Raw genomic sequence first — 12601 nt, forward strand, 5'->3', positions numbered from 1 at the left:
TGAAGCTTGAGAGCTATTGGCTGAGTATCGATGGATATCGAACACCGAAGCGGACCAACTTACCAAGAGCAAAGATAAACGTGCGCAGGTTGCAGCGGAAGCAGCTGATGTTGGAATCGCTCTCCTCCTTTTCTGCGACAGAATTGGCGTGGACCTGATTGATGCTATTCGAACCAAGATGGTGACGAACTCTCACAATTACCCCGCTGATGAATCAAAAGGCAAAGCCGAAAGACCTAGGAAATGAGACTCTGGGTCGGTGTGACGGACGGAGATTGGTATCGGTATCTCAGCAAGCGTCCAGACCTCGATGAAGTGAATTTCTGGCAGCCAGGAGGAAATCGCGAGTTTAGTGCGCTCTCTCCTGGCGAATTGTTCCTTTTTAAGCTGCATTACCCCGAAAATATGATCGTGGGCGGTGGCTTCTTTGCTACGTCCTCAATTCTTCCATGTAGTCTCGCTTGGGAAACCTTTGGTGAGAAGAACGGAGCCAACACCTATGCGGAGATGAGGCGCCGCATTGAAAAGTATCGAAAATCGGAGCCCCAGCCGCACGAAGATTACAAAGTTGGATGCATCATCGTTGAGCAGCCATTCTTTCTTGGGAGATCAACTTGGATCGCTGTCCCATCGAGTTTCGCGAAGAACATAGTTTCAGGAAAAAGATATGACATCGCATCGCAGGATGGGAGAGAGCTGTGGGAGTCAGTTCAAACCGCACTAAGAGCACAGGGTGTGTCCAATCAATATGCGTCAGATAGCCCGAGACCCGTCTATGGCGAGTCCGTTCTTATTACACCCCGTATTGGGCAGGGTGCATTTCGTGTGATGGTGACGGATACGTACGAGAGAAGGTGTGCTATCACAAAAGAAAGAGCCTTACCCGTGCTTCAAGCGGCCCATATCAAGCCGGTGGCAGAGGGTGGCCAACATCGAATCGACAATGGCCTTCTTCTCCGATCCGATGTGCATACCTTGTTTGACCGAGGCTATCTAACGGTGACACCTGATTACACGGTGCAAGTGAGCCGCCGTTTAAAGATGGATTTCGATAATGGCGAACATTATTTCCAGTTGCAAGGAACGAAAATATGGGTGCCACCTCATCTCAACGACCAACCCAGTCGAGAAGTCCTAGAGTGGCATGCTGATACCGTGTTTATGGGATGAGTGATGCCGTATATCTTCCTCGTTAATGAAACGAATCGTCACATCTGTATCCAACACAGATTATTTGGGGTGCCTGCAACAGATCGCGCAAGGAGCCAGATCAGCAGCGTAGTCAAAGGTGACCAGCTATTTCTCTATATCTATGGAACCGGGTTGTTGTACGGCCCGTTTAGAGCAGAATCTAATCTATTCCTGGAGAAATATCCTGAGCAAGGACCGTGGAACCTTTCACCCGTTGATAAGAAGCACGGCTACTATCCCTATCGCTTGCATGTCAGCACCGACGAGCTTCGGGGCCATGGTATCCCGTTCAAGAAAATCGAACGATTGAACATAGGTTTGAATACTGAACTTCTTCAACGGAAGAGCGTTGTATATGCGTCTCCCTTTCAAGCGCACATCTTTGAAGAGCTACTGCGCGATCTGCCAGTGGAACGAGAGGTGGGACCCGTGGCAGAGAAGGATTTTTCTCACCTTGAGAGCATATACACGAGAACGGTGGAGGTGACCGACAGCCAAGAGAAAGCCCTGCAGCTTCTAGTTCAAAAAAACTTCGAACAGCTGGAGGAAGGAGTTAAGCCTGTCACATCTTACTTCAACGTGCAGTACGGCACAATTCGCGGGGAGATCGATATTTTAGGTCAAGACAAAGAGCGCAATTACGTTGTTACGGAGCTAAAAGCAGAAAACCTGAAGAAGGATATCTGGACCCAACTACTCACCTATTCCCATGTGATTAGAGACATCTATGCCAAGCATGAAGGGGTAGAGGTGCGTACGTTCTTAATTTGTCCGGGCTTTGATCGCAGGACTTTCTATTCTTATCCTGAACTGAAGAAGCTTCTAAAAAGGCAAGAGTCTGTGCGTGTGTTCAAGTACGAGACGAATTTCAAAGACCGAATATCATTCGAAGAGATTCCGGTCACGATTTAAACCTGTCGCCTGTCCCACATCGGAGACAGATATGACCTACAAACAACTCGTTGACTTTATTGAACGTCGTATGAGGATGTCGCATATCTACCAGCCCGTTATGCTCCTGACTCTGCTGCAGCACGACGGCGAATGCTCAGAGACCGACATTGCACGGGCTATCTCGATGCATGATCCAACCCAGATTGAATACTACGAAGCGATCACAAGAAATATGGTCGGTCGCGTGCTGACCCGGCACGGAATTGTGAAGCGGGATGGCAAGCGGTTTAGTCTTCTGGCCGCACATTCACTTTCAAAGGACCAACGTACTGAACTCCGACGACTACTGATGGCAAAGCTGGATCAATATATTGCAAAGCGGGGTGAAAGGATCTGGCAGCATCGCAAGCTGGCACTCGGCGACATCTCGGGAACCGTCAAATATGAAGTCCTAAAACGAGCAAGCACACGCTGCGAACTCTGCGGCATCTCGAACAGTGATCGCGCTCTCGAAGTTGACCACATTGTTCCTAGGAACCATGGCGGCAGCGATGAAGTCGCCAATCTACAGGCTCTTTGCTAAAGCTGCAATTCGATGAAGCGTGATCGGGATGCCACTGACTTCCGGGCGTTGCGCGAATCCTATGACCATCGCGAGGACACTTGCCCGTTCTGCGCTCGACAGAAAGCCGGTAACATCTCTCTGGAGAACGAACTGTGTTTTGGAATCAAGGATGAATACCCGGTGACTGATTTCCACATGCTGGTCATCCCGAAGAGACACGTGTCGGATTTCTTTGAACTGTACGAGCCTGAAAGACATGCTTGTGTTCGGCTCTTAGACGAAGCAAAGCGCAGATCGAAGCAGCAGGATCCTACCATTGCGGGTTTCAATGTTGGCATCAACGTGGGCGAAGCCGCCGGCCAAACCGTTCATCATTGCCACGTCCATTTGATTCCTAGGCGAAGCGGCGATGTCGAGCAGCCTCGCGGAGGTGTGCGAAACGTCATTCCAGGCAAGGGAGCTTATTAGAAGTAAGGGAGAAGAAAAGGGGCCAGGCTACTTAATCGATAGGGTTAAGTCATCGATCATCTCGAGTCCGCCTTAGGAGTCTGTCCGAGTATTCCCTTCTGCTGCGGCAAATGATACTGGTACATCTGCTTCGTTCTCGGCCTGAGACAATCCTCTACGTATTGCAGAGAATACGCCTCTGGTTCTCTCTGGCCTGTGGCCTCGCAGCTGGACCGCCTCCTTTGCCTCGTGACGAAGGGCTACTCGGACAGGCTCCTGACCAATTCCGTCTGATCGCGAATGATCTTACGGACCATGACAAGTAAATGGAGACTCACATGAAACCATTGAATGGTGTTCTGGCGTGGCTCCTGATTGTGGCTGTCATTCCAGCTTGTACAGGGAAGGAAGAGACGACGAGTGGTGAGCAAAAGGGAACCGGAGCAGCAAGAACGCAAGAGGAAGTTCTCCTCGAAAAGACCATCACTGATCTGGCCAGCCGAGGGACGGAATTCCCGAAAACAAAAGACTCACAATCGATCCTTCGCTTCTATTCTCGAGGTTACGCTGGGATCAATAACGGAAAGTCTGAGTCTCTGAAGGACATTGAGAAGTACCTCTCCGACCTTATCGAGCGAATCAATCGCGGTGAACCTATCGGTGTCTCGGCAAAAGTGTCTAACATCAAAACAAGTGTCACTGGTCCGTCAGGATGGGCGACGTATGATTATGACTATAAGGTAGGCCGTGGCGGAGTCGTTCTACAGGCTGAGCAAGGCAAATGCACGACGATTTTCAGGAAGCAAGGGGACTCGTGGCTCATCCAACATGATCACTGTTCGACGGAAAGCCCTCCGATTTTTCTACGATGAAGGAGTCTCTGTTCACTGAACTGTTATGGAGGTGAGCTCCTCTGTCTTGTCGAAGTCGACGGTGGCCCACGTCGTGTTACATCTCATGCCGATCTCGCTCGGCGTGGCGAACATTTCCCAAACCCCTAAGGAGACGATGTCCATGAGAAGGTTGCCCGTGCCGCGAACATCTTTGTCTTGGTAAGCCTCTGGGGAGATTTGACAATAGCTAAAGACGTCTTCTCGGCTTCCATCGTCCTTTTCTGTGCTCAATGCCGGCTCGCCTAATCGCTCAATCACCTCCATCCGTGACCAGCCAAGCGAGGGTGTAGGAACTGGAGGTGGGAGCGTGAAGGCCATGTAGACGCTACATCCAGAATTCAGCAATGAGACTGCGAGAAGAAACAGTCCGACGGTAAGAACTTTCATGTTGTTGACTTCGGTCTGCTAGGAACCTGCGACATGATGGGCCAGGTATGAATCTCGTGCCAGTTCACAGAGCTACCTTTTAACGTACCAGTACAACTCGCCGTAATTCAAATCGAGGAAGGAAACGGTTCCAGGAACAGTTTCCTTCCACGTGTTGCTTGTTCTCAGGCGGCAACGCCGGCCGCCGCGGCATCTCGTGCAGTCTCGACAAGTTGATATTTCTTTCGTTTGAGCCAGAGTTTGTTATGCTCGAGACGATCTTCTCACAACTCTCAACATGGAACGACTCGGGCGATGGACGGGTTGACACACCTCGGGTACCAGAGACGAACGCAACTGCGCGCCTCTGTCCAACTCCCCGCGACGTTTCTGACGCCACAGTTGGTCGGCGGCGGCGTGATTCAGGACGCGTCCCGTACAGGTCTGCGCATTGACACGCTTGAGCCGGTGTCAGTCGGTATGGCCTTCGCGATACAGGTCTACTTCCCTCAGGAGCCTGGGCCGTTGACGATTGACGAGGCGGTCGTGCAATGGACCAACGGCACCCAGTTTGGGGCGAGGTTCACCAAACTGGATGATGCGGTCTTGCCAAGACTGGACACCTTCTATGTCCTTGCCTTAGAGGAGCAGTTGCAGTCACTGGCGGAGTTCTTAACCGCACTCTCTGCACCAACGTCTGCTCTGGAATGGCTGAGGACGTCCGGCAGGGCTCATCCCTCTCTCAGCCTGTGAAACGATAACCTTCCCGCCTCTCGCCCGTGCCCTCTCGCGACCGACCCTCCTCCAATACGCCTCCCTAGGAGGCTTCCATGCCCTTCACGCATCGGAGGAGAAGAAAAGGGAAAAGGCTCCTTCATCGGCATGACTGATCATCAACACCGTCGAACCATTCCGGCAGACCTCTTCTCGTTCCAACAAGGATGGTGGGGCGAGTGCGACTTGCGAGGGTGCATGGCTATATTATGCTTTTTCAGGATGAGGCCTGATTGATCTCCCACTGCGCGCATGCGACGAGCACCGCCCGAGATGCAAAAATACGATGGGCCTCGTGTGCGGGTCGCGCGAGCACAGGAGATTAACAGGCCTCATCCCCTCGGTCCCGTCGCCGGAGCACGCGATCCCACCATCCGTCGACTCCCTCGAATCCGCCCTCGAACGGTTCTTTGTAGCGAGAGAGGGTCAGGTCTTGCGTTAACACATCACGCTCCAACCCTGCCAGCCCCCGCCGCGACAGAAAAACGAAGAGCTGATGGCGTATGGCTAATAGCCTATGGCCGGTACGAAAGAAGAGAGGACTTATCGCCCATCACGTATGGTCGGTCAATAGGCCCTTTGAAAGTCAGGCTTGGTGAGAATGCGCACGATGTCAATACGATTCCCAGACCGTTTGAACACCACGCGATAGTCGCCGGCTCTCAGCCGATAGAGACGTTCCTTGAACCCCTGCAACTTCTTGATCCGCTTTCCGTCCGGGATGGGATCGTGCGCGAGGCGGGCGCAGTCGGCGAGAATCTGATGGGTGATCTTATCAGGGAAGGAGTCCAGGTCCTGTTGAGCTTTTTCAGACAGAAAGACCTGGCAGGTCACGCCTTGCGGGCCTTCTTCATCCGTCGCTTGGCTTTGTAGTCGGACAGCGACATCCTCCGCCCCGCGCGGATGTCTTTGAGGCCCTCTTCGATCTTTTTGCGCAACGTCGGGCTATAGGCCAGCAAGGCGTCTTCGATGTCGTCCTCGGTCACGGGGACCAGCATGGCAGTTGGTCGTCCGTGCGTGGTGACGAGGACCGTGTTTCCTCGTTCGACCGTCCTGAGCATCTCGGACGTCTTGGTCTTGAGTTCGCGCACGTTCGTGAATTTCACTGGATCCGCTCCTGTGGTTACAAGTGTGACCACATCGTAGGGTCTCCATGCCGCCAAGTCAAGACGCCTTACGCACGGTTTATAGTCGGACAGGACCCATTTCGAGTGGGAGAATAGGTGCCGGGAATCGTTTCCGGTGAAGAAAAAGGTGTCAGGAACCAATTGCAGTTAAGAATCGTCGCCACCCTCGACTCCGCCCTAGGAGTCTGCCGCGTTCTGTCCCTTGAATGTGGTATTCGTTCTTACTCTTCGTGTGTGACCGATGACCATTGCCCCGATCATGCCACCCCAACACAACAAGAGAACTGATCCGATTTCATCCGGGGTCAATGAATCCCGATGGACGAAGCCATATCCAACCCACACCCATCCCCCGACTCCCAACAGGAAACCAACATAACCAGTTCGTCCGACTGTGCCGAAGACTGTTTTGAAAAATGCAGGTGCACTGAAGAATAGATACTCAACCAAAACCAGCAATCCTATCAACAACGTGAGGTAGCGGATCCACATGATGACCTGGTCCATTGTCTGCCTCAACCCGCCTGTTGGTGATCGCACGTCTGATTCTGAACTATCACGCAAGCCGTTGAGGGACAATTGTTTTGAAGATTCTTGTCTCGGCAGGGGGGCTGAGAGAAAACGGTGTCAGGAACAGTGGTCAGTCCTCTGGTCCATCTGGTCTGTTTGGTTCATCTGGTCTGTTTGGTTGAAGGAGCGGAAGAAGCGAGAGGGGTCAGGCGGGAGGCGACCGGCGAGCGAGACGGGCGATACGCGTGCTGGCGAGAAGAGCGAGACGACCACAGAGCCGCTTCCCAAACGCTTCCTACCCATGTATCCTGCCGCAACTATTCCTGGGGCAACAACCTCGTTGAATCCGTTCCCCGCAGCGACGACATGAGCGATGGCGATTATCCTTCGACGAGGGTCAGGACTGGCCTCGAACACTGGATGTATCTGTTCTTCCTCAAAAAGACCGGAGTCAAGTGGCGGTTGAGTCTGGGCTGGTGTGAATGAACATACCCAATAGAGAACATGCCGTTGTCGAACATGAGAAGGTGAGGGACTACCTGCTTAACGAGGCTCATCCAGATGGATTTGGGAAAGCGGAGTTTTTTATCGCACTAGGCTTTCGGCGAGAGGCATGCGAGGCATTGGTCGATGCGTTGCGGCGGATAGCCCGAGACTCACCTGTGACAAAAAGCATGACATCCACCCATGGTCACAAGTATATTGTAGATGGTCTGCTTCAGGCGCCGAGTGGTCGAACTGCAATGGTGCGGACTATATGGATTGTTGACGCGGGCGGGGATGTGCCACGTCTCGTGACGGCCTATCCGAGAGAACAGGAGCCATGACCATGATTAAAGAGCATGATCGAGTGGTATTGGTCGCCGCCGTGCCTTCCGAAGGCTTGGTGGCGGGGGATGTCGGTACGGTGGTTCACGTCTATCGTGATGGCCAGGCCTACGAAGTGGAATTCACCACCTTGGAAGGGAAGACTGCTGCTGTCGTCACGCTGGAAGTTTCCCAGGTGCGTCCAATCGGCAAACGCGAGATCACACACGCCCGCGAGCTTGCTTCACGCTAGTCTCCGATTCACCGAGCGAAAAGAAAACGTCCCGGGAGTCTTTCCCCACGCCACGCTTTGCTGATCGCGAAGGGAGCAAGAGCGTATGGCACGAATGGAAACTGCAGGTAAGAGCTTATGGCTTATAGCGTATGGCACGAGCAAAGAGCTGAGAGCTGATCGCTGACAGCTAATCGCTTGCGACCCATGCGCGACGGGCGAGATCTGCCTAGGGGGCGAACAATTCAGCGAGCAAGGCGGGTACGTGCGCGCGGGTGGCTTCGTCGATCTTCCCCAGGCGTTTGACCAACCGGCTCTTGTCTATGGTCCTGATTTGATCTAGCACGATCTGCCCGGACTTTCCTTTGAACCGAACCGGCACACGTGTGGGATATGGCCGGCCCTTGGTGGTCATGGGGGCCACGATAATCGTATCGATGTGTTGATTCATTTCGTCCGGGGAGATGACGAGGCAGGGTCGGGTCTTGCGAATTTCACGACCCTCTGTCGGGTCGAGCCGGACGAGAAAGATCTCGAACCGGGAGGCTACCACGTCCAGTCTTTCCGGTCCCACGTGGAGGTTGAAGCGGATTCGCGGTCCATCAGTTGATCGTCGCCATGACGGTGCATCTGCTCAAAGGCTTGGTCCCACCCGCCTCGTGCTTTGGTGGCCGATCGAATGACCAATTGCCCCTGTTGGATTTCTAAATCGACCGCTCCGTGCAAGTGGCACTGTTCTATGATGGCCTTGGGAATCCGGATTCCTCTGGAATTACCGATTCGCACGACGCGCGCTTTCATCGCTTCCTCCTGCAAGACATGCTCTCACTGCCGTGTAATTACATTGGCATTACCCGTCTTGTCAAGGGTTCTCGCGCAACGACATGTTCCATTGGGTGCCAGAGAACGAAAACAGAAAAGGTACCGGGAGTCTTTCCCCAAGTCACGCCTGGCTGACAGCTGAGAGCTGAGGGCCGGGACGAAGAGCTTACGGCGTATCGCGTATGGCACGAGCAAAGAGCTGAGAGCTGATCGCTTGCGAGACTGGCGGGAAACGCGGGACTGGCTGATTGCTGAGAGCTGATGGCGGAGGGAGCAAGAGCGTATGGCACGAGCAAAGAGCTGAGAGCTGATCGCTGACAGCTAATCGCTGGCGACCCACACGCGAGGTGCCCCCCTTCGAGGAATTGCTGTTCTGTCTACCCTTCTGGCCGCCCTGTGGTAGGCTCAGTGGTGGAGCCTGTGAGAAACGGGAGCGACCTGATCAGCGACCCATCTGTGCGGCGAGCGCCGTGCGTGTCAGGGGAGATTTGATGAAGCAACCAGTGAAGGACAGGAGAAGAACGATCGGGGCAGCCCGCTTCGAGGTGAACATGGATGTGCACATCTCCGGTCTGAACCCTCAAGGAATAGGATTTGAAGGTATCGGAGTCGTCCGCAATTTGTCGATCCGCGGTGCGCTGATTGAGACTCATGCCCTCGTGACGACGGACGACCAATTGACATTGCTCCTGACGCTCCCAAACCAGGCCGAGCTCTTGGAAATACCCGCCGTCGCCGTTCGGTGGGTCCGAGGCCACCAGCTCGGTGTTGAGTTTCTCAAGCCGGGGACCGAGACGTCTCGGACACTCATGACGTATCTGTCCGGTATTCACAATGTGGTTCGGGCGCAACAGAAGGCTGGGTAGCTTCTCCAACGAGACGTGGTGATCCGCGCCGGCCGGTGGTGTTCGTGGCGCCGACTCCTAGCCTGTTCGGGATGGCGCGGATGTCTGAGCTTCAAGGGGCAGAGGCTTGACCGACGCTCCACGTGGTTCGAACGGTGGAAGAGGCGTCTGCGGTGCTGCATGTCCAACAAGCCCGATTTGAGCCAATCTGACGTGACACGATGATCCCTCCACGCTCGCTCATCCATCCCTCAGCAGGGTGGCCCGTCTAGTCTCAAACGTGCGCGCGTCGTTCTGACCCGTCCAACCCCAACGAGCCGAGACCCGTCTCTCCTCACGCGCGCACTGCCAAACAGACCTTGTTCGACCCGGAGCCCGTACGATTGATCTTGGCGACGGGATAAACCCCTTCAGTGCGTGCGCGTTGTGCGATCACGCGAGACCAACGGGCCATCCTGTGGCCGTTACTTGCCCGTCGGCCGTATATACAGCTTCTCGTCCTCCCATGTTTTCTTGAGCTGGGCGTGCTGCATGGCTTCTTCCAGAGTTAAGGGTGGCGTACAATATTCCTCGCCGCGGCACACCGTATACGGATGGGGAGTGCAGCTTACCGTCGATACCAACGCGAGCGCCCCGAATAGCATCGGTACGTATTTCACAGTAAACCTCCTTTCGGTGAGACCCATGACCGTATGCACTGGCCCTGTGTGTCAGGTATCACCTAGCCTCATGTGAGAACGCTAACCCATGGATACGCCGGATGCTATTATGCGTTGGGGTGAGTGGCTCCCTCGGAAGCACCCCGTCACTCCACCAGGTCAGGGTCATCTGGAACAAAAAGACGTCAGAGAACAATCCAGGTGTGAGGAACCGGTTCCTTTGGTGCAATCGACGACGACCTCGATGTCTTGTCACTGCTTGTGTGCCGCTCCAGTCCTCGATGCTGTGGGTCCGTTGAAAGGCAGCGCATTGATGCGGCATGTCCTCCTCACCGTGCTCTTGGTCGCAGCTGGTGCGACCGTCTCGGCGGCTTCTTCTTATACGGATGCCGTCTCTGCGATTCATCGTGATGACTATGACCTCGCGGCGCGACTCTTCTCTCCTCTCGCCGAGCAGGGAGATGCAGGGGCGCAGAGTTTTCTGGGTGTGCTCTATGCCAACGGGCTAGGCGTGCCGCAGCGGTATGACGAGGCCTGGCGGTGGTATCGTCGGGCCGCTCTCCAGGGAGATGCCGCGGCACAGTTCCATCTCGCGGTGCTGTATGCTGGCGGACAGGGCGTGCCCCAGAGCTATGAAAAGGCCGTCCAGTGGTATCGACGGGCGGCTGACCGGGGAGTGGCCGCGGCACAGTTGCAACTGGGTGTGTTGTATGCCAACGGGCAAGGCGTGCCCCAGAGCTATGATGAGGCGGTCCAGTGGTATCGGCGGGCCGCTGACCGAGGAGTGGCCGCGGCGCAGCTGCAACTCGGTGTGTCGTATGCCAATGGGCAAGGCGTGTCCCAGAGCTATGATGAGGCGATCCAGTGGTATCGACGGGCGGCTGAGCAGGGAGATGCGAGAGCACAGAGCCATTTGGGTGTGTTGTACGCCCACGGGCAGGGCCTGCCGAAGGACTATCGTGCGGCCCTACAATGGTACCGGCGGGCCGCGGAACAGGGAGATGCGCTCGCACAGTTCGAGCTGGGTGTGCTGTATGCCAATGGACAGGGCGTGCCGCAGAGCTATGAAAAGGCCGTCCAGTGGTATCGGCGGGCCGCCGATCAGGGAGACGCGGTGGCGCAGTTCAATCTGGGTGTGAGGTATGACAATGGGCAGGGGGTGCCGCAGAGCTATAAAGAGGCCGGGCGGTGGTATCGTCGCGCGGCTGAGCAGGGACATGCACGGGCGCAGAGCAATCTCGGCGTGTTGTATGCCCAGGGGCAGGGTGTGCCGACAGACGTGATTCGCGCGTACATGTGGCTCACCGTCGCGGTCGAAGGGTCGAAAGACGATGATCTGAAGACCGCGATCAGGAATCAAACCACTGTGGCTTCAGGCATGACTGCCGCGCAGATTGAGCAGGCGCAGGAGATGGCGCGGCGCTGCCGGGACACTCAGTTCTTGCAATGTGAGTAGGCATCACCTCTGGAGAGGCGGGTCTTACCATCAGGCATTGAGTACAAGAAAAGAGGAGAGGCTGAGCTAGCCGCCGTGGCTTGCCGATATGCGCTCATTCCCCGATGACGCGCTGGCTCGTACTAGGCCGCTGTTCTTTTCACTCGCACTTCCGCACGATAGCCTGTTGCGACGAGGACCCTGATGAGCACATCGGTCGACCCGCCCTGGGTGTTTCCGTTCGCAATGGCTGTCACTCTGGTCCTCGACGTTCCGGCGCGCTTGGCGATGTCCGCATGCGTGAGCCGTCCGGATTGAATGATCTTGGCGAGCGAGACTGTGAGGTCAGATCGAAACTCCATTTCGGCCGTGTCGGCCGCGGACAACCCTAACGCGTGGCCGAGATCTTCAGCGGTCCGAACTGTGAGCATCTTGCGAGTTTTAGTCCTTGCCATGTCGCACCTCTTTGAGTCGCTGTTGACCGATGGCCACTTCACGTTGAGGCGTTTTCTGGGTCTTCTTCTGAAAGGCGCGAAACACCAGAATCACCTCGGCCAGTTTGACAAAGTAAAAGATTCGGACGGCCCTTGTTTTTCCCCTGACTCTGAGTTCATGTACGCCCGATGCCACTTCTGGCATCGGCCTGCTGAGCGGCATACCCAAGCTGATGCCTTTTTGTAGCTCGCGGAGTGCTTCTCCGATCTCCTTCCGGATCGCCGGATCTTCACTCGGATAAACGCAATGGCGTTGGCGTGAAAGGTGACCGGCTTCACATTGCCAGCATGTCTTAAATTTGGGACATCCGCAAGGGGCTTGAGGACGAGCTCAAGACGAGATTACTTAGTGTCGTGAACCGTTTCCGAGGACTACAAACGTGTCAGCAACCATTTCCAATTAGTACATGCTCCTTCCAAGCCCGCGTGTAATCGTCTTTTACGGGAAGCCTGGTCTAGTCCTCAACGTGTGCACGTCGAATGTATAGTGTTCCTTCCAAGCTTGCTCGTACCATCCCTCTCGGAGGGTGACCCGATTGG

The 12601-nt window shown here is 55.0% G+C and carries 20 protein-coding genes; 10 read left to right on the forward strand and 10 right to left on the reverse strand.

Translation table 11 applies throughout. From position 1 onward, the window contains the following. Positions 1-243 precede the first annotated feature (243 nt). The 5 genes from VEI50_06440 (at position 244) to VEI50_06460 (ending at position 3969) form a co-directional block, all read left to right on the forward strand. Entirely contained in the window at positions 244-1170 is a 927-nt protein-coding gene (locus VEI50_06440) for an HNH endonuclease (protein HXX74748.1), read from the forward strand. A gap of 3 nt (positions 1171-1173) precedes the next feature. After that, the gene (locus tag VEI50_06445) at positions 1174-2103 is read left to right on the forward strand and encodes an endonuclease NucS domain-containing protein (GenBank protein HXX74749.1); all 930 of its coding nucleotides are present in this window, start codon (positions 1174-1176) and stop codon (positions 2101-2103) included. A gap of 31 nt (positions 2104-2134) precedes the next feature. Then, entirely contained in the window at positions 2135-2668 is a 534-nt protein-coding gene (locus tag VEI50_06450; GenBank protein HXX74750.1) for an HNH endonuclease signature motif containing protein, read from the forward strand. A gap of 12 nt (positions 2669-2680) precedes the next feature. Continuing rightward, a complete protein-coding gene (locus VEI50_06455; GenBank protein HXX74751.1) occupies positions 2681-3118 on the forward strand; it encodes an HIT family protein in 438 nt (145 codons plus the stop codon). Positions 3119-3435: 317 nt separating this feature from the next. After that, entirely contained in the window at positions 3436-3969 is a 534-nt protein-coding gene (locus VEI50_06460) for a nuclear transport factor 2 family protein (protein HXX74752.1), read from the forward strand. A 12-nt stretch (positions 3970-3981) separates the two neighbouring features. Here the strand turns inward: VEI50_06460 and VEI50_06465 are convergent, their stop codons facing one another. Then, on the reverse strand, positions 3982-4377 hold the full coding sequence (locus VEI50_06465; GenBank protein ID HXX74753.1) for a hypothetical protein: 396 nt from the start codon (positions 4375-4377) through the stop codon (positions 3982-3984). 294 nt (positions 4378-4671) lie between these two features. Here VEI50_06465 and VEI50_06470 point away from each other — a divergent pair, with 294 nt between their 5' ends. Then, a complete protein-coding gene (locus VEI50_06470; protein HXX74754.1) occupies positions 4672-5109 on the forward strand; it encodes a PilZ domain-containing protein in 438 nt (145 codons plus the stop codon). Between the two features lie 343 nt (positions 5110-5452). Here the strand turns inward: VEI50_06470 and VEI50_06475 are convergent, their stop codons facing one another. The 4 genes from VEI50_06475 to VEI50_06490 all read right to left on the reverse strand — a co-directional run bounded on the left by VEI50_06475 (position 5453) and on the right by VEI50_06490 (position 6764). After that, positions 5453-5575 (reverse strand): hypothetical protein, encoded by a 123-nt coding sequence (locus VEI50_06475; GenBank protein HXX74755.1) that lies wholly within the window; start codon positions 5573-5575, stop codon positions 5453-5455. 122 nt (positions 5576-5697) lie between these two features. Next, the gene (locus VEI50_06480; protein ID HXX74756.1) at positions 5698-5964 is read right to left on the reverse strand and encodes a type II toxin-antitoxin system RelE/ParE family toxin; all 267 of its coding nucleotides are present in this window, start codon (positions 5962-5964) and stop codon (positions 5698-5700) included. Then, positions 5961-6236 (reverse strand): type II toxin-antitoxin system prevent-host-death family antitoxin, encoded by a 276-nt coding sequence (locus VEI50_06485; GenBank protein HXX74757.1) that lies wholly within the window; start codon positions 6234-6236, stop codon positions 5961-5963. The genes VEI50_06480 and VEI50_06485 overlap by 4 nt, the downstream gene beginning before the upstream one ends. Before the next feature lie 198 nt (positions 6237-6434). After that, positions 6435-6764, reverse strand: coding sequence for a hypothetical protein (locus VEI50_06490; GenBank protein HXX74758.1), 330 nt, complete (start codon positions 6762-6764; stop codon positions 6435-6437). A gap of 117 nt (positions 6765-6881) precedes the next feature. Here VEI50_06490 and VEI50_06495 point away from each other — a divergent pair, with 117 nt between their 5' ends. After that, positions 6882-7253, forward strand: a complete 372-nt coding sequence (locus VEI50_06495; protein HXX74759.1) for a hypothetical protein — start codon at positions 6882-6884, stop codon at positions 7251-7253. 343 nt (positions 7254-7596) lie between these two features. After that, on the forward strand, positions 7597-7827 hold the full coding sequence (locus VEI50_06500) for a DUF4926 domain-containing protein (protein ID HXX74760.1): 231 nt from the start codon (positions 7597-7599) through the stop codon (positions 7825-7827). A gap of 208 nt (positions 7828-8035) precedes the next feature. Here VEI50_06500 and VEI50_06505 read toward each other — a convergent pair whose 3' ends face one another. Together VEI50_06505 and VEI50_06510 are read right to left on the reverse strand one after the other, a co-directional pair. Next, complete coding sequence (locus VEI50_06505; protein HXX74761.1) at positions 8036-8380, reverse strand: type II toxin-antitoxin system PemK/MazF family toxin; 345 nt, start codon at positions 8378-8380, stop codon at positions 8036-8038. Next, positions 8353-8607, reverse strand: coding sequence for an AbrB/MazE/SpoVT family DNA-binding domain-containing protein (locus tag VEI50_06510; protein ID HXX74762.1), 255 nt, complete (start codon positions 8605-8607; stop codon positions 8353-8355). Before VEI50_06510 ends, VEI50_06505 begins: the two co-directional genes overlap by 28 nt. Before the next feature lie 512 nt (positions 8608-9119). On the opposite strand from VEI50_06510, the gene VEI50_06515 reads away from it, so the two are divergent. Next, positions 9120-9494, forward strand: coding sequence for a PilZ domain-containing protein (locus VEI50_06515; protein ID HXX74763.1), 375 nt, complete (start codon positions 9120-9122; stop codon positions 9492-9494). A 443-nt stretch (positions 9495-9937) separates the two neighbouring features. Here the strand turns inward: VEI50_06515 and VEI50_06520 are convergent, their stop codons facing one another. Beyond that, entirely contained in the window at positions 9938-10132 is a 195-nt protein-coding gene (locus VEI50_06520; GenBank protein HXX74764.1) for a hypothetical protein, read from the reverse strand. 286 nt (positions 10133-10418) lie between these two features. On the opposite strand from VEI50_06520, the gene VEI50_06525 reads away from it, so the two are divergent. Continuing rightward, on the forward strand, positions 10419-11588 hold the full coding sequence (locus tag VEI50_06525; protein HXX74765.1) for a tetratricopeptide repeat protein: 1170 nt from the start codon (positions 10419-10421) through the stop codon (positions 11586-11588). A 122-nt stretch (positions 11589-11710) separates the two neighbouring features. Here VEI50_06525 and VEI50_06530 read toward each other — a convergent pair whose 3' ends face one another. Together VEI50_06530 and VEI50_06535 are read right to left on the reverse strand one after the other, a co-directional pair. Then, complete coding sequence (locus tag VEI50_06530) at positions 11711-12022, reverse strand: XRE family transcriptional regulator (protein ID HXX74766.1); 312 nt, start codon at positions 12020-12022, stop codon at positions 11711-11713. Further along, on the reverse strand, positions 12009-12281 hold the full coding sequence (locus VEI50_06535; protein HXX74767.1) for a type II toxin-antitoxin system RelE/ParE family toxin: 273 nt from the start codon (positions 12279-12281) through the stop codon (positions 12009-12011). Before VEI50_06535 ends, VEI50_06530 begins: the two co-directional genes overlap by 14 nt. Between the last annotated feature and the right edge of the window lie 320 nt (positions 12282-12601).

It is taken from the genome of Nitrospiraceae bacterium, from assembly GCA_035623075.1.
Lineage (GTDB): Bacteria > Nitrospirota > Nitrospiria > Nitrospirales > Nitrospiraceae > DASPUC01.

What these genes read in the sequence shown, in the direction of transcription:
- VEI50_06440 (HXX74748.1), top strand. Translation starts at nt 244, where the DNA reads ATGAGACTCTGGGTCGGTGTGACGGACGGAGATTGGTATCGGTATCTC.
- VEI50_06445 (HXX74749.1), top strand. Translation starts at nt 1,174, where the DNA reads ATGCCGTATATCTTCCTCGTTAATGAAACGAATCGTCACATCTGTATC.
- VEI50_06450 (HXX74750.1), top strand. Translation starts at nt 2,135, where the DNA reads ATGACCTACAAACAACTCGTTGACTTTATTGAACGTCGTATGAGGATG.
- VEI50_06455 (HXX74751.1), top strand. Translation starts at nt 2,681, where the DNA reads ATGAAGCGTGATCGGGATGCCACTGACTTCCGGGCGTTGCGCGAATCC.
- VEI50_06460 (HXX74752.1), top strand. Translation starts at nt 3,436, where the DNA reads ATGAAACCATTGAATGGTGTTCTGGCGTGGCTCCTGATTGTGGCTGTC.
- VEI50_06465 (HXX74753.1), bottom strand. Translation starts at nt 4,377, where the DNA reads ATGAAAGTTCTTACCGTCGGACTGTTTCTTCTCGCAGTCTCATTGCTG.
- VEI50_06470 (HXX74754.1), top strand. Translation starts at nt 4,672, where the DNA reads ATGGACGGGTTGACACACCTCGGGTACCAGAGACGAACGCAACTGCGC.
- VEI50_06490 (HXX74758.1), bottom strand. Translation starts at nt 6,764, where the DNA reads ATGGACCAGGTCATCATGTGGATCCGCTACCTCACGTTGTTGATAGGA.
- VEI50_06500 (HXX74760.1), top strand. Translation starts at nt 7,597, where the DNA reads ATGATTAAAGAGCATGATCGAGTGGTATTGGTCGCCGCCGTGCCTTCC.
- VEI50_06510 (HXX74762.1), bottom strand. Translation starts at nt 8,607, where the DNA reads ATGAAAGCGCGCGTCGTGCGAATCGGTAATTCCAGAGGAATCCGGATT.
- VEI50_06515 (HXX74763.1), top strand. Translation starts at nt 9,120, where the DNA reads ATGAAGCAACCAGTGAAGGACAGGAGAAGAACGATCGGGGCAGCCCGC.
- VEI50_06530 (HXX74766.1), bottom strand. Translation starts at nt 12,022, where the DNA reads ATGGCAAGGACTAAAACTCGCAAGATGCTCACAGTTCGGACCGCTGAA.